Origin of the sequence: Blautia sp. KLE_1732_HM_1032, from assembly GCF_025147905.1 — a bacterium.
Taxonomy (GTDB): domain Bacteria; phylum Bacillota; class Clostridia; order Lachnospirales; family Lachnospiraceae; genus Blautia_A; species Blautia_A fusiformis.
This window is the reverse complement of the sequence record NZ_CP102266.1, coordinates 1591314-1611576: the sequence shown is the minus strand read 5'-3', so window position 1 is coordinate 1611576 and position 20263 is coordinate 1591314. Positions and strand designations below refer to the sequence as shown.

The following is a 20263-nucleotide window of genomic DNA, read 5'->3' as shown; positions in this document are numbered from 1 at the left end:
CAGGTGCTATATGTTTCCACCTGGCTTTGCTGCTACTTGTAAAACAATTTGTTTATATTCAGATCCTCACTTCCATCCACCGGATCATATCCCCGATCACTTCATCTTTACAATACTCATTCAGGATCTCATGAAAAAGTCCGCCGTAGATCTTCATCTGCTTGTCTTTTGATCCTGCTTCTTTAAAGAAATCATAGGTATCCTGTACACTTACCAGACCGTCTTTCTCGCCGTGTGTCATAAGGACCGGATAATGGAACTCTGCTTTTTTCTCTTTGAACCAGTCAAGTCCGTCGCAGATCGCATAGCATAACCCCGCTGTAAAGGACTGTTTATTGTATGGATCTTTTCCGTACCAGTCTACCACTTCCTGTACAGAGCATACACCTGACCCCAGCTGATTGGCAAGGCGCGTATGTACATCCATTTCTCCCGGCACACCACGTATCAGATTGCCGTTATCTGCGGTCAGCGCACCACTGGTAATGATCCCCCGGAGTTTTTTGTCCGGATATTTGGCTCCGTACAGAGAAACCGTAAATCCGCCCATGCTGTGTCCCAGAAGAAATACCGGAATATCCGGATTTTCCTCAATTGCCATATCCACAACTACGTTGGTGTCGTCCAGAAGCTCATTGAAATCTGAATAAAAAGTCTCTTCACCCTCAGACCGTCCATGTCCTCTGTGATCAAAACGATAGGTTCCTATTCCCGCCTCATGAAGTTTTTCCGCAAAATAATCGTACCTGCCCTGGTGCTCACAGAGTCCGTGGACAATCACGATCACCGCTTTATTGTCTGCTGCCGTTTCTTTTTTCAGATACAGTTTCGTTCCGTCAAACGATGTGATCATACTTTCACCCATAATAAAAACCTCCCTTTTCTTGCTGCGAGATACATATCCCCATTATATGTCTCACGCTATCTGATAGGTTTATCATATCATGAAATCTGTATTTTGATAACCCCTATTACTAATTATCAGCAATTATATGATTTTTACAAAAAGTAATGAAAAATAGAGGAGTGACATATTTTGTTCTCTGAACTATAATCACCTCAGTACAAAGGGGCTGTCGCACTAAAAAATTAGTGCGACAGCCCCTTCTTTTTTCATTGTTAGGGCAAATCCCTAACAAAAACGGCAACGGAATATCTACATTTCCGCTGCCTGAATTTCTTATTCTACTTCTTCCGGCTCCATGCTGAGCATATGGCCTTCCTGATTTCCAATATCATATTTCTGTCCGTATTCCTTGAAATACTGGTAGTAGTCCGCACTGTTTGTGGGATAGATCTTGGAATCGTGAATATGAAGATCAGATCCTGTCTCTCCGCTCTTCATAAGTGCCACCATAGCACTTGCACAGTGAGTTGCGATACGACAGAAACTGTTAAGGATATCACTAAATACCGTTCCCTCTTCCAGTCCGCATTTGCCCTGGCTCAGTCGCTCTGCATGACGCATCTTCAGTACATCACAAAGTCCTGTGATCACAGCTCCGAGAGGTGCTACTCTCTGTGCCATTTCTTTATCGTCTTTCATGAAAGCATTGCAAGTTATATTGATATCCTCACGAACTGCCTCCATAACAACATTCAGCTCATCCCAGGCTTCCTGTGAAAAATTCGTATGGTTATCATGCATTTCATTAGACATATGAGCAATGTAAGAAGCATGATCACCGATACGCTCAAAATCATTGATCGTATGCAGATACAGTGAAGTCTGTCTTGTCTGTGCAGAATTCATCTCTCTCTTTGTCAGCTGGATCAGATACTCTCCTAGACGACTTTCATACTTGTCGATCAGATCCTCTTTTCGCTGAACCTTATCATACTTATCCTGCTGATAATCATTCAGAAGATTCATGGCTCTGTTGACATTCTTACGGAGCTTCTTGGACATTCCGTTCATTACACGGTGACACTGTGCGATAGCAAGGGCCGGGTAATTCAGAAGACGCTCTTCCAGGAGATCAAAATCTGCCTCATCTTCCAGGTCTTCCTTGTTATCCTTAACAAGCCAGCATACCAGCTTCTCGATCTTTGAAATAAACGGGAACAGCACGATAACCGTTGCCAGACGGAAAACTGTGTTCAAAAGTGCGATCGCTACCGGTGTCATGGTCATATCCATAAATGTAAAATGTACAAACGCATTCACGGTATAAAAGATCACCGACCAGAGGATCAGACCAAACAGGTCATTGATCAGATATACAAGAGCAGTTCTTTTACCGTTCTTATTTGCTCCGATGGCTGAGATCAGAACTGGACATGCAGCACCAACACCGATACCAAGAACGATCGGAAATGCACTGGCAAATGTCAGGATACCGGTTACGGAAAGAGCCTGGAGCACACCGACTGTTGCAGACGCACTCTGGAGTACCGCAGTAAAAGCGATACCTACGAGAATACCCGCGATCGGATTGGAAAACATAGTCAGCATCTTGATGAACATCGGACTCTCACGCAATGGAGATACCGCACCACTCATCATCTGCATACCTGTCATCAGGATTGCAAAACCAAGCATGATATTTCCCACGTTCTTATGTAAGGTACGCTTACAGAACATACGGAAAATAATACCAACTACAGCCACAACAGCAGAAATGGTTGCTGTGGAAAGAACACTAGCGATTCCATTAGATCCTTCAATATAAGAAAGACATAAGATCCAGCCAGTAATACTGGTTCCGATATTGGCTCCCATGATGATACCGATCGCCTGTTTCAGTTTCATCATACCGGAGTTTACAAAACCGATCACCATAACTGTCGTCGCAGAAGACGACTGGATCACACTGGTAACACCAGTACCAAGTGCGACACCCTTCAGCGGAGTATTGGTCATCTTATAAAGAAATGCTTCCAGCTTATTACCTGCTGCCAGCTTCAGACCATCGCCCATTAGGGACATACCAAACAAAAATAATGATACTCCACACAACAAAGATAAGATCATTGAAAAAATTGCCATAATTTTCTCCTTTGTCATACTCGCTTCCTGTCATAACCTGTCAGGAGCCATGTTATCCTGAAAATGCGACTTTACATTTCCTTAATCTGGATTTTTCTTATTTTTAACATTTTCCCATTTATTATGCCACATCAATTTCCATATTACAACAACAGATTTATTTCGAAAATAAAAAAATTCGAAGGCAGCGGATCATCTTCCAAAACTCTGCCTTCGAAATGGGGATTTTTGAGTGATTTTTCACAAAATTTTCTATTTTTCCAGGCGCATCAGCATATCATCCAAAATATCTTCCAAATACCCTCCCGTTGTTTTTTCCCCTTCTTTTTTTATCTGGAGCATCGCTTTCAAATCTTCATCGGACAGGCAGATGATCAGTTTCCCGCTTTCCCGTAGACTTCCCCGTGCAGCCATTTTCGCATGTTTATCCGCTCCTTTTCTGGAAATAATGATCGCAACTTTACGGAGAGCTTTTTCGTACAGATATTTTTCTGTAGTGTAAATTTCCCTCTGAGTAATAGGCTTTTCATAGTTTTTAAACTCGAACACGATATACTTCGTAGAAAAATACTTACAGATCGTGTCAAAAAAATCCTGTGTCACCCCGTTTTTGATCTTACAGCACATGTCAAAACGATACAGATCTTCCTCTGTTGTCTTCTGCTGCTCCCACAAAGTCAGATATTCTCCAAGGATATATTTCAGAATAGAAACACAAAGTTCCTCATATTTCTTGAAAGCTGCACTACCGGTCTCCAACACTTTTAACTGCGCTATATAGCTGTCAGCAACCGATTCCGGATCCGTATTCTCCATCTGGCTGCTTTCCTCAAAGATAAAAGGCTCCGGTCTCTCCGGTTCTATGTTTTCCACCGAATAATTCAGAATCGAGATCAGTTCGTTCTTCAGTTCCGGATAGTCCTCAAAGAGCCACAGCACATTTCGGATGTCCCAGACATATCCAAGCTTCGCCTCTTCGTACTTTCTCTTAGTCTCATCAGAGACCAGATTCGCCACTACACAGATATTTTGTAATGGCAGATCCTTTTTCTGATCTGACACTGCTTTTCCAACCAGACGGCTATAACTCTGCAACCGTTTAAGTGTAGCGATTTCTTTGGAATCACTGTACATTCTGGTCATAAAGACCCATTCATCGCTTTGGAAAGAAACCCCTTTATATGTAAGGTATTTTTCAAAAAGCTGCTTAAAGCGGGCCATATTTTCCCAGTTTTTCATCTGCACATCACCCTCTGAATTTATATAGGGTTCTACGCAGAGATTGCGAACGACCTGTTCTGTCACTTTTATGTTCGGCGCATATATCAGGCTTCTGTACATCCGGCTTTTGTTTGGCACAGAACGTGGAAAATCTTCCGGAAATCCCTTTAATCTGGCTATTTCTTTGTGTGTGATCTTATGATAGACGCCATGGATACGGATCAGCGGCATTTTTATCAGATTCAGACGAACCTGCCCGGATTCCCGATAACCGCCTTTTTCCCAACACAAAACGCTGTCACCGGCATGCGAAGCATCAATCTTCTCTTTCGCAAAATCAATTCTGTAATACCAGGAATCCTGTGGATTCATTTCCACCCAGCCATCCAACAGGATACTACTCTTATGGACCTGCACCGGCATGATCATATCCGAAGCATTCACTCTTTTTGAAACAATATATGCAAATTCTTCCCGCAGCGGAAATGCAGTAACCTCCGAACTCTGGATATTTTTATGCGTGATATGGTATCCATATTCTTGCAGCTGAAAAATGTGCTCCTTTATGAACCCTTTCCATAATTGCTTTTTCATAACAAAAAGAATGACCGGCGGCCGTCTTCTTTGCACCAGGGCCAAACTACGAAACACCTCTTCTTCTTTCGACTGCGTCAGACCAAAAGCCCAGACATTACTATCCGGAACTGTGGCAGGATCTATGGAAGAAAGGCTGCATGCAGTTACATTTTGACTTATATTTTCCTGATAGATCTCTGTCACTTTCCTGTCCGGCTCATATGCTTTCAAAATCTCATAACCGGCATTTTTAAAACCCAGAGTCAGTGCACCGATACCGGCATTAAAGATCACCACTGTATTCTTCATATATTTTTTCCTATCTTATTATTTGTACTGTGACAGCAGCTCCAAAAGCTTACCACTGTTGATTGGTTTGTTATAATTGATCCCCACAAGCCAGGATATTCCCTGTACATTTCTGTAAAGACTCCGGATAATTTTTCTCCTTTATCTGCTCTATGACTGTCCGGGCACTCTGGTTTCAGTTCAATCTCCTCTCTGGCACTACCGGCATAAGCATGTACCCGTCACCCCTTCTTAATATCCCCTGAAAAGCAAAATAATTTCACAGCATCATATGTCTATATGATACCATGAAACTATTTTTGCGTAAAGATTTTATAAAAAAGCCTCAGAGTATTTTCGCATATACATACTCTGAGGCTTTCTCTATAGTCCATATATATTTTTTACTCCACTGTCACGCTCTTCGCCAGATTTCGTGGTTTATCCACATCCAGTCCTTTAGCTACGCTTACGTAGTAGCCCAGAAGCTGAAGAGGGATCACTGCCAGGGATGTTGCAAAGTGCGGGTCTGTTTTCGGGATGTAGACGGTGAAGTCTGCGGTATCCTCGATATTGTAATTGCCAAATGTGGTCAGGCCCATAAGGTAGGCGCCACGGCTCTTACACTCAACCATATTGCTGACAGTTTTTTCGTAGAGATCCGGCTGGGTCAGCACACCGATCACAAGAGTCCCATCTTCGATCAGGGAGATCGTTCCGTGTTTCAGTTCTCCGGCAGCATAGGCTTCAGAGTGAATGTAACTGATCTCTTTCATCTTCAGACTGCCCTCCAGGCTGATAGCGTAATCAATTCCTCTTCCTACAAAGAAAGCATCTTTTACATTTGCCTGTTTTGAGGCAAACCACTGGATACGCTCCTTATCTTCCAGGATCTTACAGATCTTATCCGGAAGTGTCTGCAGTTCACTGATATAATTGCTGTAGGCTTCTTCTGTGATCGTTCCTCTTACCATTGCAAACTGGATCGCAAGTGTATAAGCTGCGATCAGCTGTGTGCTGTACGCCTTGGTAGTAGCTACAGAAATCTCCGGTCCGGCCAGAGTATAAAATACATTATCAGCCTCACGTGCAATGGAAGATCCCACTACATTAACGATTCCCAGTGTACGAATACCATTTTCCTTGCATTTACGAAGTGCTGCAAGACTGTCTGCTGTTTCACCGGACTGGCTGATGATCACTGCAAGGCTGTTGGTGTTAAGGGCCATTTTTCGGTAACGGAATTCGGAAGCGAGCTCTACTCTTACCGGGATCTGTGCAAGATCCTCGATCACATACTGTGCTGCCATTCCTACGTGATAAGCGGAGCCGCAGGCTATGATATAGATCTGCTGGATGTTCCGGATGCTTTCTTCTTCCAGGCCAACTTCACTGAGGTCGATCTTTCCATCCTTGAGCACGGAATTCAACGTATCCAGTACTGCCTTTGGCTGTTCATGGATCTCTTTCATCATGAAATGCTCATATCCGGCTTTTTCCGCTGCTTCTGCATCCCATTCAATGGTTTTCAGCTCTTTCTCGATCTCATCTCCATCAAGATTGTAGAAGGTGACTTCGCCTTTTTTCACACGCGCCATCTCCAGATTGCCGATATAATATACATTGCGGGTGTATTTCAGGATCGCCGGTACGTCAGAAGCGATAAAGGATTCATCTTCTGCCACTCCAAGGATCATGGGGCTGTCTTTTCTGGCTACATATATTTCACCCGGATAATCCCTGAACATGATCGCAAGGGCATAGGAACCACGGATACGTACCATGGAATGTGTGATGGCATCCACCGGTGTTCCCTCATATTTCTTGTAATAATAATCGATCAGCTTGACTGCTACCTCGGTATCGGTCTCAGAATAGAAAGTATAGCCTTTACGGGCGAGCTTATTTTTCAGTTCCTGATAGTTCTCAATGATGCCGTTGTGGACTGCTACGATATTACCGTCGTCTGTCATATGCGGATGTGCATTGTTCTCAGAAGGTTCACCATGAGTTGCCCATCTGGTATGACCGATACCACAGGTTCCCGGTACAGTCTCTCCGCCGTTTGTCTTTTCTGACAGAACTTTCAGTCTTCCCTTGGCTTTGATCACTTCCGTCTCGCCCTCACCGTCACGTACGGCGATTCCAGCGGAATCATATCCTCTGTATTCCAGCTTGGAGAGCCCATCTAAAAGGATCGGAGCTGCCTGGTGTCTACCTGTAAATCCTACAATTCCACACATATTTATCTGTCCTTTCTGTCTATGCAGGTATTTTCGCAAAAGACCGGGCTGTTACATCATATGCAACAGTCCGGTCAGAAGTTTCAGTTATTGCAATATAACATGTCCTACAGTATAGCACGTACCACTCTCGGTTTGCAACCCGCTTTTTCCAGAGCTGCAACGATCTGATTCTTATGATCTGTTCCGAATGCTTCCATAGTGATCCGAAGTTCTACGGCTGCATTTCGGTTGGTACTTACAAACTGGTTATGATCCAGTTTGATAACATTACCCTGATTTTCAGCGATCACACTTGCAACACGTACCAGTTCACCTGGCTTATCCGGAATAAGTACGGATACGGTAAAGATACGGTCACGCTGGATCAGTCCGTGCTGTACAACCGATGACATGGTGATCACATCCATATTTCCACCGCTTAAGATGGAAACGATCTTCTTATTCTTTACATCCAGATGACGGAGAGCTGCTACAGTAAGAAGTCCTGAGTTCTCTACGATCATCTTGTGGTTTTCTACCATATCCAGAAAAGCCACGATCAGTTCATCATCATCGATGGTAATGATATCGTCCAGATTTTCCTGGATATATGGGAAGATATTTTTTCCCGGAGTCTGTACTGCAGTACCATCTGCGATAGTATTTACGTGAGGAAGCGTTACGACCTCCCCTTTCTCCAGGGATGCCTTCATACATGCTGCGCCTGCCGGCTCAACACCGATGACTTTGATGTGTGGGTTCAGAAGCTTCGCAAGTGTGGAGACACCTGTAGCAAGTCCGCCCCCTCCGATCGGTACCAGAATGTAATCTACAAGCGGAAGTTCCTGTACGATCTCCATGGCGATGGTTCCCTGACCGGTTGCTACTGCCGGATCGTCAAATGGATGGATAAAGGTATATCCTTTTTCTTCTGCAAGGGCAAGTGCGTGTGCGCAGGCTTCGTCATATACGTCGCCGTGAAGGATAACCTCCGCACCGTAACTCTTGGTGCGCTCTACCTTGATCAGTGGTGTGGTAGTTGGCATGACAATGACTGCTTTTACTCCATATTTATGTGCAGCATAAGCAACACCCTGGGCATGATTTCCTGCAGATGCAGTGATCAGACCTTTGTTCCTCTCTTCGTCAGAAAGTGTGCTGATCTTGTAATATGCGCCACGCACCTTATATGCACCGGTACGCTGCATATTCTCTGGCTTCAGATAAACCTTATTTCCCGTCATATCTGAGAAATAACTGCTGTATATCAGCTTTGTTTCCTGTGTCACTTCTTTTACTTTTGCTGCCGCTTCCTCAAAGCTCTCTAATGTAAGCATTTGTATTTAGCTCCTTTCTTCTACGTCAAAGAGGGCGTTTACAAATGCGTCTGCATCAAATTTCTGCAGGTCATCGATACTTTCGCCTACTCCGATGTATTTTACTGGTATGTCAAGCTCAGACTGGATCGCTACTGCGATTCCGCCCTTGGCTGTACCATCAAGTTTGGTAAGAATGATTCCGGTAACGTTTGCGACCTCGGCAAACTGTCTTGCCTGGGAAAGTGCATTCTGGCCCGTGGTTCCGTCAAGAACTACCAGCGTTTCTAAATATGCTTCCGGATACTCACGTTCCAGAATACGGTAAATCTTGCGAAGCTCTTCCATAAGGTTTTTCTTATTATGAAGTCTTCCTGCGGTATCGCAGATCAGAATATCTGCATTTCTGGCTTTGGCTGCTGCCACGGCATCATAGACAACAGATGCCGGATCTGCTCCGTCCTGGCCGCCGATGATCTCAACACCTGCACGGTTAGCCCACTGTGTCAGCTGCTCTCCGGCTGCCGCACGGAAGGTATCTGCTGCTCCGAGGATGACCTTTTTTCCCTGATCCTTTAATTTACCGGCCAGCTTGCCTACAGAGGTAGTCTTACCTACTCCATTGACACCGATCACAAGGATCACGGATTTCCGGTTCTCAAACTCATATTCTGTACTTTCTACCTGCATCTGTTTTTTGATGCTGTCGATCAGAAGCTGTTTGCACTGGGACGGCTCCTTGATATGCTGCTCAGCAACCTGCTCCTTTAAATGCTCCAGAATGGAGGTGGTTGCGTTAATGCCGATATCTCCCATAATCAGGATCTCTTCCAGTTCTTCATAAAAATCATCATCAATACTGGAAAAACCGCTGAAAATGGAATCAAATCCGGCAACGATATTGTCTCGCGTTTTGGTAAGTCCACTTACCAGACGTTTAAAAAATCCTTTTTTTTCTTCTGCCATACTGATTCATCCCCTCTGCTACTGGGTAAGCTGGTTCTCTACTAAATCTACGGATACCAGCGTGGATACCCCTTTTTCCTGCATGGTAATTCCATAAAGCCTGTCTGCTGCATTCATGGTACCACGTCTATGTGTTATTATAATAAATTGTGTGTTCTTCGTCAACTTCTGAAGATATCCCGCAAAACGTCCTACATTGGAATCATCCAGTGCAGCCTCGATCTCATCCAGAAGACAGAATGGTGAAGGCTTCAGATTCTGGATCGCAAAAAGAAGTGCAATGGCTGTCAGTGCTTTTTCTCCACCGGAAAGCTGCATCATGTTCTGAAGTTTTTTTCCGGGCGGCTGGGAAATGATCCGGATCCCTGCCTCAAGGATATCCTCGTCTTCCGCAAGTTCCAGAGTTCCCCGGCCTCCGCCGAACAGTTCTTTGAAGGCTTTATCAAATTCTTTCTGGATCTCTCCGAATTTTTCGGTGAACTGCTTCCGCATGCCCTCATCCAACTCCTGGATGATCTGTTCCAGCGTTTTTTCCGCTTCCAAAAGATCGTTGTACTGACCGCTTAAGAACGTATGCCGTTCCAGAAGTTCTTTGTAATCCTCAATGGCATTGACGTTGACAGAGCCAAGAGCTCGGATCTCGTCCTTTAATTTATGGATCTGCTGCTTCATCACATGCCTGTCATTCATTTCTTCTTTCCTGTACTGCAAGGCATTATTCGGAGTGATCTCGTATTCTTCCCACATATAGGAAATCCTTGCTTCCCGGTTCTCTTCGATCTTTTCTGCCTGAGTCTTCAGTCGGAAGCATTCTTTGTCCAGAAGACTGATCTGGCCAGACAGCTCATCACGCTTTTCAAAAAACTCCTTATGGCTTTTTGTGCGCTCTTCCTTTTCCTGCTGCCATTTTTCCAGCTGTTTTGCAGCCGCCTCTTCTTTTGCGGCAAAGCCTTCAATCTCCTTACGGACCTTGTCGATCGTCTTTCTCTTTTCTGCAGTTTCCTGGCTGCCTTTTTCCAGAGAATCCAGAATTTCTTCCCTCTCTTTCGAAAGAACTTCGATCTCCTCTTTCAGACGCCGCAGATTTTCCTTTATGAAGCTTTCCTTCTGCTGGGATGCAGATGCGTCAAGACGGATCCTTTCCAGCTTCTCTGAAGTCTCCGCTTCGTCCTTTTTCCAGTCCTCCAACTCCTTCTGCCGGGTCTCGATAAACGTTTCCAGCTCTTCCTCATCCCTTTTGGATGCTTCAAGTTCCTGCGTGATCTTTATGTTATCTGCCTGCATGTCTCTTGCCTGAAGACGGATCTCCTCCTGCTCCCTCTCGATCCTGGTATAACCGCCGCGGATCTCCTCCGCTTTTTTCTCCAGCTGTTCAATGTTCAACCTGGCTGTATTCTGCTGAATGGATTGTTCCTGAAATTTCTGCTGCAGCGCCGCCACAGTATCACGCATCTCATTTCTTCTGCTGCGGTTATCTTCCATGGACTGTCGGATCTCATGATACCCGGCTGCCAGCTCTTTTACCTTCTTTTCCAGTTCCTCGATCTCACGACGACGCCCAAGAAGATTGCTGTTGTTCTTAAAAGCTCCACCGGTCATGGAACCGCCTGGACTTAAGGATTCTCCCTCCAACGTTACCATACGGATACTGTGTCGGTATTTTCTGGCAATGGCAATAGCATGATCGATATGATCCACCACCAGCACTCTGCCAAGAAGATATCCGATCAGACCGTCATATTCCTTCTCTGCAGTTACCAAGCCACTGGCAAGACCAATAGCTCCCGGTTCGTTCAAAGCACCTCTCTGATTAAACTCGCCTCTTGAAGAAATGCTGTTTAACGGGAGAAAAGTCGCACGACCATACCGGTTTTTCTTCAGGAATTCGATCATTTGCTTAGCAGTCTGCTCGTTATCCGTAACGATATTCTGAATACTTCCGCCAAGAGCTGTCTCAATAGCGATCTCATAATTTTTTTCAACGTGAATGATATCCGCCACTACGCCACGGATCCCAGGAACATGATTCTTCTGTTCCATGACACGGCGGATACTGTTTCCATATCCATCATAACGTTCTGTGATATTGCGGAGGGATTCCAGTCTGGATGCCTCTCTATGATAGGACGTCTGTTCCTTTTCCAGCTGTGTATTCTGCTGTTTAAGGGTTTCCTGGATGGCATGTATCTCTTTTGTAAGACGGTTGCCTTCTTCTCTGGTTTCCTGAATGGCTTTCGTGATAGTGTCGTATTCCTTCTGTGCCTGATCAATCGCTGACTGCTGCTCCTCTTCTTGGGTTTTCAGGGAAAGGATCCTCTGACTGATTCCTGCTTTCCGGATATCCAGCTGCTCCTTCATGGCATCAAAACGCTGTGCCTTACCTTTGGTGTTTGCACGGGAATTAAGGATCTCAATGATCTCATTCTTACCATCTTCCACTGCCTGGGTGCATTCTTCGATGCTGCTCTGGATATTGTCCATTTTTTTCTGCTCGTCAGCAAGTTTTCTGTCGATCTCCCGTAAATTTGCCTGAAGATCTGCTTTTTGCTCTTCTAGAGCCTTCTGGTCTGCAGATTTTTTCTCCGTATCTTCCTGAACTGCTAAAAGACGGCTGCGATAATGACTGTCATTCTGCTCTCCTGCCAGGATCTGTTCATGAAGAACATTGATCTCACCGGACAGCTGTTGTTTACGGATAGCACGATCCCGGCTTTCTTCCCTCAACGCCTCCATCCGCTCATTCAGCTCTTCCAGTATTTTTTCCAGACGTTCATATTCATCCTTGGTACGACTATGAGCATCCTGGGCTTCTTTTAACTGATTTTCTGCGATCCTGGTTTTTTCTTCCAGCTCGCGGATCAGATTTCCGGTGTGTTCATATTCCAGGAGGAACATATTTATATCCAGCTCTTTCAGATTTTCTCTTTTTGCCAGATATATTTTTGCAGTCTCAGACTGACGTTCCAGCGGTTCCAGCTGCTTGGTCAGCTCACTTAAGATGTCCGTGACACGGACCAGATTCTGTTGTTCTTCCTCAAGCTTCTTCAATGTGGTATTTTTTCGTCTTTTAAATTTAACGATCCCGGCTGCCTCGTCAAAAAGCTCTCGGCGTTCTTCGGGTTTTCCACTTAAGATCTTATCGATCTGACCCTGTCCGATGATGGAATATCCTTCTTTTCCGATACCGGTATCATAGAACATCTCATTGATGTCCTTTAAACGACAGGAGCTGCCGTTGATGCGGTATTCACTCTCACCGGAACGATACAGTCTTCTGGTAACGGTTACTTCTTCAAAATCCACCGGGAGCTTGTGATCACTGTTATCAAGTGTAATAGCCACGGACGCAAAGCTCAGAGGCTTGCGAAGCTCCGTTCCTGAAAAGATAACATCCTGCATATTCCCGCCTCGAAGCTGCTTGGCGCTCTGTTCTCCCAGAACCCAGCGGACTGCATCGCCAACATTACTTTTTCCGCTGCCATTAGGTCCTACGATGCCGGTGATCCCGTTATGAAATTCAAAATTTATTTTCTGTGCAAAGGATTTAAATCCCTGCACCTCTATATTTTTCAGATACATTGGCCACCTGCTGTTATTTTATACTGCGTATTGCCTCTAGGGCTGCAGCCTGTTCTGCTGCCTTTTTTGTATGGCCGGTTCCGGTTCCCATACTTTTTCCATTGATCAGCGCCTCCACAGTAAAGCTCTTGCTGTGGTCCGGTCCCTCTTCTTTCAGAAGACGATATTCCACCGGATGATTTCCGCCTTCCTGTACCATTTCCTGAAGCACTGTCTTGCTGTCATAAAAAATCCTCTTATCCTCCAGATCGTTCAGGATAAATTTCATAACAAAAGCCTGTGCCGGTTCAAATCCACCGTCCAGATACATAGCCCCGATCAGAGATTCCAGGGCATCAGAAACGATGGAATCTCTTTTACGACCGCCCATCATTTCCTCACCTCTTCCAAGGAGGATAAACTCCGGAAGCCCGAATTCTCTTGCACAGTAGGCAAGACTCTTTTCACATACCATGCTGGCACGTTTCTTGGTCAACTCACCTTCCTGATTATTCCGGAATTTTTTGTACAGGAAATCACTGCTGATCAGCTCCAGCACCGCATCTCCAAGAAACTCCAGGCGCTCATTGCATCCAAGCTTTCCAAGGTGTTTTTCGTTGGCATAGGAGCTGTGTGTCATTGCCTGCTCCAATAAAGATTTTGCGGTAAACTGGTATCCGATAGTCTGCTCCAGCTTTTTTAAATTATTTTCCATTTCTTCTTCCCTTCGTTACTCGGCGAAGAGTCTCCACTGCATCGCCGACAGTAACGATCTCCTCGGCTTCCTCCGGGGCGATACGAACATCAAAAGTTTCCTCCAGATCAATAAGAATCTGAAAAAAATCCAGAGAATCCACTCCCAGATCATCCACAAAGGTAGTTTTTTCTGTAATGGCATCCATATTTCTTCCCAGAGTTTTTTCGATGATGGTCTTCAGCATTTCCAGTTCCACGACTGTTCGCCTCCTGTTCTGTCTGTAATATTTCCGGCAATCCCGGTTTTATTTTTTTTCGCTTTTTTCTTCTGCCTGTGCTTTCTGCTCGGCTGCTATAAACTCCTCGATCTTTTCATTGATCTTCTCTTCCTTAAACTGCTCGCACTGAAAGATCGCATGACGGATTTCTACGCTTTTGGCACTTCCGTGGCTTTTGACCACAAGACCTTTCAGACCAAGAAGCGGTGCTCCGCCATATTCACTGGCATCAAATGATTTTAAGGTTTCCTTAAGAGCAGGTTTTACCATCAGAGCTCCCATTTTACTGCGAATGTTTGTCATCATACCTTTTTTGATCATAGATATCAGAGTAGCTCCAACACCTTCATAAAGCTTGAGGATCACATTTCCTACAAAAGCTTCACAGACTACTACATCTGCATAACCTGACGGGATATCTCTCGCCTCAATACTTCCGATGAAATTGATATCCTTACATGCTTTTAACAGAGGGAAGGTAGCCTTTACCAGCGCATTGCCCTTTTCTTCCTCAGCACCGTTATTAACGATAGCAACTCTTGGTTTCTTAATACCCACTACATTTTCCATATAGATGGAACCCATCTGCGCAAACTGTACCAGATGATCTGGTCTCGCATCTACATTGGCACCACAGTCGATCAGAAGGGAAACGCCCTTTGCCGTAGGGATCAGCGGAGCAAGAGGTGGTCTCCGGATCCCTTTGATCCTGCCTACGATCACCTGGCCTCCTACCAGTACCGCACCGGTGCTTCCGGAGGAAACAAAGGCATCGGCCTCCTGTTTTTTTACAAGATTTAATCCCACTACAATAGAGGAATCTTTCTTTTTCTGGATAGCCATGACCGGAGGTTCCGCAGTCTCGATCACCTGAGACGCATGCACCACACGGATCCTGTCCTTAGGATAATCCGGGTATTTCCGAAGCTCTGCTTCGATCACATCCTGTACTCCTGTAAGGATGACCTGGATGTTCTCTTTTTCTTTCACAGCTTCCACTGCGGCTTTTACCGGTTCCTCGGGAGCATTGTCACCACCCATTGCATCTACAACGACTTTTACCATTTCTGACATATGTTGTCCTTTCTCTGTCCGAAATCTTTTCGGAATGCATATGGTACACTGTAGTGAAAATCCTCATACACATCCGTATAAGGATTTTCATTGCAGAGTACCAAAAGTTAAGCGGATATTCGAAATCCGCATTCGCTACCTACTCATAACCGAATAACTGCTTTGCAGTTTATCCGGTTAACGTACCGTTATTTATGATACTAGAGTTTTGCCTGAGAAGTCAATATCTTTTACTCTTTCTGATTTTCAATCTGCTCTGCAAGATCATTTAAATATACCCAGCGATCCATTTTTTCGTCCAGCTTCTGCTGGATTTCCTGCTGCTCGTCGGAAAGCTCCCGGAGTTTTCCCGCATTTGTGGCATTGGCAGCCATCTCTTTGTCAATCTGCTCCAGACGTTCTTCCAATGCTGCGATGTCATCGTCAATAGTGTCAAATTCTTTCTGTTCTTTATAGGTAAATTTCAGTTTCTGTTTCCGGTTCTGTTTCCAGGTATCTGCAGCGGATTTCTTTTTCTCAGGCTCAGCTGTTTCTCCCTGTACTGTACCGCCATTCATATCTGAACGCGTTTCCAGAGACTGTCCCTTTCTTTCCTTTGCTTCCAGATAATCCGTATAACCGCCCTCATACTGGACAAGCCGGCCATCTCCCTCAAATGCCATAATACGGTTCACCACATTATCCAGGAAATAGCGGTCATGGGACACCGTGATCACGATGCCGGAAAAAGAATCCAGATAGTCCTCAAGAATGGTCATGGTGGGAATATCAAGATCATTTCCGGGCTCATCAAGAAGAAGAACATTTGGCGCCTCCATCAGAACCTTCAAAAGATACAGTCTTCGCTTCTCACCTCCGGAAAGCTTCTCCACCGGAGTGTACTGCATGGCCGGATCAAAAAGAAATCTCTCAAGCATCTGGGAAGCTGTGATCCTTCCTTCTTTTGTCGGAACATATTCCGCCACCTCACGGATATAATCGATCACCCGCTGTCTTCCATCCATATCCGGAACGTTTTGGGCAAGATACCCGATACGGATCGTTTCTCCGATCTGAATCTCTCCGGAATCCGGCAAGATCAGTCCATCTGCCATTTTAAGAAGTGTGGACTTACCGCAGCCATTTGGTCCGATGATCCCGAGACGCTGATCACGAAGAACAATATGATCAAAATCATTGATCAAAAGACGACCTTCGATGGTTTTACTTACATGATGAAACTCTATGGTTTTCTTTCCCATACGGGTCTCAATGGAATCCATTTCCACATTCTGCTCTTTCAGCGGGGTTTTTCCCGCCTTCAGTGCTTCCAAACGGTCAAGCCTTGCTCTCTGTTTTGTACTTCTGGCACGACAGCCTCTTGCTGCCCATTCCAGTTCCATCCGAAGTACACTGCGGCGCTTCCGGTCACTGGCAAGCTCCATTTCCTCTCTCTGCGCTTTCAGCTCCAGAAATCTGGAATAATCTCCTGCATAGGAATATAATTTTCCGTGGCTGATCTCCAGAATCCGGTTTGCCACACGATCCAGGAAATAACGGTCATGAGTGACCATGATCACCGTCCCACGAAAATTCCGGAGAAAATCTTCCAGCCATATGACCATTTCTCCGTCCAGATGGTTGGTAGGCTCATCCAGGATCAGAATGTCAGCCGGATTTAAAAGCATCCTTGCCAGCGCCACTCTTTTCTTTTCACCACCGGAAAGATTATCCATATTAATATTCTGATCGGTAATACCAAGTGTATTCAGCATGCGTCTGGCCTCACTTTCGGTACTCCAGTCCTTCTGCCATTTGCCTTCTGCCACATAGTCCAGAATGGTCATATGCTGCGGAAATTCCGGAGTCTGGGGAAGCCAGCTGATCCGGATCCCGTTCTGGGTGATCACCTGCCCTTCGTCCGGTTCTTCCTCTCCAGCGATCACGCGGAGCAAAGTAGTTTTACCGGTTCCGTTTACACCGATGATACCTATTTTTTCTCCCTGATCGATGCCGCAGGAGATATCATCAAATATCACCTTATCTCCAAAAATTTTGTGGATATGTTCTATATTAAGAATGTTCATGCGCATTTTCTCCGTTTTCTTCCAAAGTATATAAAAATCATTTCCATGATAGCGAATTTCCACGATTCCGTCAAGAATCACTGTTATGACAGGGGAAAGGGCTGTACCTCAAATCTGGAAGTACAGCCCTCTTGGGGGATTGTTTTTTATCTGGATCTTGGTCAACAGTTTCTGGTGTCGCCAGCTGCTGCCCTTATTTTTCGTATATCCACCGCCTTTCGTATCTTTTGACGCTATTGTAAAAAAAATATTAGGAAATGACAACAGACCTGTGACAAAATGACAGTTTCCATGAAATATGACATTTTTTATGTTAAATATCTGCTAAAAGCACGTTCATTCCTGATAATTTTCTACACAATACGTCATTTCAGGCAAAAATCCGATATTGGATATACACAAAAGTTATGATATACTATTTTTACTACTCTTTTATAAACCGGAGGTTATATTATTTTGAATATTGCAATTATTGATGACATCTCAACGGATGCAGAAGCCCTGAAGAATATCACTGTTTCCTATTTTGAGAAAAAACAGATCCGGGCAGAAATCTGTCATTTTTTCAGCGCAGAAGAATTTTTCGAAGATTATCAGCCCGGAAAATTTCAGATCCTGTTCCTGGATATTTATATGGACGGAATGACAGGTATGGAAGCTGCGCGCAGGATCCGAAGACAGTCCGATAACTGCATCCTTGTTTTTGTCACTACCAGCAGTGATTTTGCTGTGGAAAGCTATGATGTAGGAGCCTCCTATTATCTTCTGAAACCATTTCAGCCAGAAAAACTCTGTTCCATTCTGGATTCCTTTCAATCCAGGCATTTACTGGCATCCCGTTACATTGAAGTCGTTTCTGACCGGATTCCCATCCGGATCCCTCTGCGCAGTATTTTATATGCAGATACATTCCGAAATGCAGTGTGCCTTCATACCGACGCCGGTCCGGTCCGTTCTTATCTTACCTTTCACAAATTTGAGGAGCAGATCCGCAACTGTCCTAATTTTCTCTCCTGTTATCGTGGCTGTGTCGTTAATATGGATCGTATACAGGAAGCTTCTGAAGAAGGCTTTCTTCTGGACAACGGAGAGGTCGTCCAGATCCGGAAACGTGGCTCTTCTGCTATCCGTAAAGCCTATCTTCAGTATCTCTTTGCGTCAGATGAAGAAATATCTCAGCTTTGAAAATGCCATTTTCAGACTGAAAATCTGCAAACCCTCCATAACGTGCCGCAATTTCCATGATCGACGCAGTTCCGATCCCCTGTCCGGAATGCTTACCTGAAAAAAATCCTGTTTTATTTCTGCGTAAGGGATCTGTGCAGCTGTTCTCTTCTTTTATAAGAAGTTTATTATTTCTGGTACGTATCTGTACACGGACAAATCTGGAACTGCCTTTCGGACAAAGCTGTGCCGCTTCTATGGCATTTTCCAGAAGATTTCCAAAGAGACGACAAAAATCTGTATCCTGGATCCCTGTTTTTTCCGGTGCCTCTACCTGACACTGAAAAACGATCCCGTTTTTTCTGCATAGTTCTTCATAATAATGTAAGATCGCATCGGCAACCTGATTTTTACAGTAAGAATGATAGGTCAAACGTTCCTGGAATTCACGGGTATACCGGCAAAGGTATTTCTGCATTTCTCCATACTGCTCACGTTCCAGTAATGCAGACAGAACACGAAGGTGCTGACGCATATCATGACGGACACGGCTGGTTTCTTCCATCTGTTCTTTTAATCGGTCGTAATGATTTTTCTGGGCAAGGAGACGAAGTTCAGTCTGATGACTATATACCTCATAAGTCAGACGGATCTTATATGCTTCTGACAGGTCTCTCCACAGAACACAGCCAAACGCAGCTGTCAGTATCAGCCCACCTGTCTCCGGGAAACCTCCTCCCAAAATCGGCTCATAAAGATACCCTATCCGATCTGCCACAAGGGAACAGGCATAAATCGTTGTTCCCACCAAAACGATCTTTCCATATCTGCAATCTGTTTCTCCAAAAGTATTGAGCAGCATATAGATCGCTGCCACCCATTTGACTGCCTCACTGATCCAGACAACATCATAAAGAAGCCTGGCTGAAGGAAGTATATCCGCAAAAATCTCCAGAAAGAAAGCTACTACGATCCAGAGATCGATCAAAAGAAACAGATATATGCCCCTTTTTTTTCCTATAATACAATCCTCAAGCCGGATCATGCAGGAAAGGATCAGATAATAGATCATAGTTTCCAGGGCATACCAGGGCCTCGTGGGAAGAAGAAAAAAATTATGTACCAGGGAGCATAACGAATATCCTGCCACACAGAGACAGACCAGATTAAAAATAGCAAATTCTTTTGTCCTGGTTCTGACATGTACCATAAGAGTCCCAAACATGATACAGATACAGAACGCAATGGCACAGCCGCTTCCGAGTACCCGCAGTCCTCTCTGTATGCTTACACGGACCGGAGATCCCAAAACCGGAATAGCCTGGATTCCGGATCTGATATGGCTTTTGTCTGCTACTGCTATGACAATTTCTACAACCCCGGATCCCTGAAACGTAAAAACACGGTTCATGACCCGGTCCATATAGGTTTTTTCGTCAGGATCCCCCACTTCCCCGGCCAGTTCTCCATTGATATAGATTCGGTATGCGGAAAAAACCTCCGCCATAGATATCGCCCAGATTTTTTCCTCTTCGGGCAGGATCAGAAACATCCGGTATGTCCCACATCCATACGTAGAAGCCTCTTTATTCCCCAGTTCCATTTCATTACGTTCTCCGATCGAAATATAACAACTGTAATATCCTGGATCCTTTTTCAGCATCTCAGGTGTAAGCAGCTTTCCCGGAAAATATTGCCATTCCCTGGCAAGATAATGTAGCTTTGCCGCCGCATCTTTATCATCCAGACAAAGGATTCCCTGAATGGGCTGCTCGCCTTTCGCTGTATATTCATTATTTATGAGATACATCATAAAAAAAGCAGTCATAGATAACACCACAGTAAG

Annotated in this window: 13 protein-coding genes; 1 reads left to right on the top strand and 12 read right to left on the bottom strand. The window is 44.7% G+C overall.

From position 1 onward, the window contains the following. Positions 1–58: 58 nt before the first annotated feature. From NQ489_RS07580 to NQ489_RS07530, 11 genes are all read right to left on the bottom strand, one after another. A complete protein-coding gene (locus tag NQ489_RS07580; RefSeq protein WP_015525224.1) occupies positions 59–865 on the bottom strand; it encodes an alpha/beta hydrolase in 807 nt (268 codons plus the stop codon). A gap of 315 nt (positions 866–1180) precedes the next feature. Next, positions 1181–2989, bottom strand: a complete 1809-nt coding sequence (locus NQ489_RS07575; protein ID WP_044962146.1) for a Na/Pi cotransporter family protein — start codon at positions 2987–2989, stop codon at positions 1181–1183. Between the two features lie 252 nt (positions 2990–3241). Beyond that, on the bottom strand, positions 3242–5095 hold the full coding sequence (locus NQ489_RS07570; protein WP_021652558.1) for a DNA cytosine methyltransferase: 1854 nt from the start codon (positions 5093–5095) through the stop codon (positions 3242–3244). Between the two features lie 383 nt (positions 5096–5478). Beyond that, positions 5479–7317, bottom strand: a complete 1839-nt coding sequence (glmS, locus tag NQ489_RS07565) for a glutamine--fructose-6-phosphate transaminase (isomerizing) (RefSeq protein ID WP_015525228.1) — start codon at positions 7315–7317, stop codon at positions 5479–5481. Between the two features lie 107 nt (positions 7318–7424). After that, the gene (gene ilvA, locus NQ489_RS07560) at positions 7425–8636 is read right to left on the bottom strand and encodes a threonine ammonia-lyase (protein WP_015525229.1); all 1212 of its coding nucleotides are present in this window, start codon (positions 8634–8636) and stop codon (positions 7425–7427) included. Positions 8637–8642: 6 nt separating this feature from the next. Then, positions 8643–9581: a signal recognition particle-docking protein FtsY gene (gene ftsY / locus NQ489_RS07555; RefSeq protein ID WP_015525230.1), complete on the bottom strand. Its 939-nt coding sequence runs from the start codon at positions 9579–9581 to the stop codon at positions 8643–8645. An 18-nt stretch (positions 9582–9599) separates the two neighbouring features. Continuing rightward, positions 9600–13160: a chromosome segregation protein SMC gene (smc, locus tag NQ489_RS07550; protein ID WP_227945601.1), complete on the bottom strand. Its 3561-nt coding sequence runs from the start codon at positions 13158–13160 to the stop codon at positions 9600–9602. 13 nt (positions 13161–13173) lie between these two features. Then, positions 13174–13854 carry a ribonuclease III gene (rnc, locus tag NQ489_RS07545; protein WP_021652555.1) on the bottom strand — a complete coding sequence of 227 codons (681 nt, stop codon included), beginning with the start codon at positions 13852–13854 and terminating at the stop codon, positions 13174–13176. Then, a complete protein-coding gene (locus tag NQ489_RS07540) occupies positions 13844–14092 on the bottom strand; it encodes an acyl carrier protein (protein ID WP_021652554.1) in 249 nt (82 codons plus the stop codon). Before NQ489_RS07540 ends, rnc begins: the two co-directional genes overlap by 11 nt. 48 nt (positions 14093–14140) lie before the next feature. After that, positions 14141–15187, bottom strand: coding sequence for a phosphate acyltransferase PlsX (gene plsX / locus NQ489_RS07535; protein ID WP_021652553.1), 1047 nt, complete (start codon positions 15185–15187; stop codon positions 14141–14143). A gap of 230 nt (positions 15188–15417) precedes the next feature. Further along, positions 15418–17253: an ABC-F family ATP-binding cassette domain-containing protein gene (locus tag NQ489_RS07530; protein WP_022427037.1), complete on the bottom strand. Its 1836-nt coding sequence runs from the start codon at positions 17251–17253 to the stop codon at positions 15418–15420. A 456-nt stretch (positions 17254–17709) separates the two neighbouring features. Here NQ489_RS07530 and NQ489_RS07525 point away from each other — a divergent pair, with 456 nt between their 5' ends. Then, the gene (locus tag NQ489_RS07525; protein ID WP_021652549.1) at positions 17710–18438 is read left to right on the top strand and encodes a LytR/AlgR family response regulator transcription factor; all 729 of its coding nucleotides are present in this window, start codon (positions 17710–17712) and stop codon (positions 18436–18438) included. Here NQ489_RS07525 and NQ489_RS07520 read toward each other — a convergent pair. Continuing rightward, positions 18377–20245, bottom strand: coding sequence for a GHKL domain-containing protein (locus NQ489_RS07520; RefSeq protein WP_044962136.1), 1869 nt, complete (start codon positions 20243–20245; stop codon positions 18377–18379). The genes NQ489_RS07525 and NQ489_RS07520 overlap by 62 nt on opposite strands. Between the last annotated feature and the right edge of the window lie 18 nt (positions 20246–20263).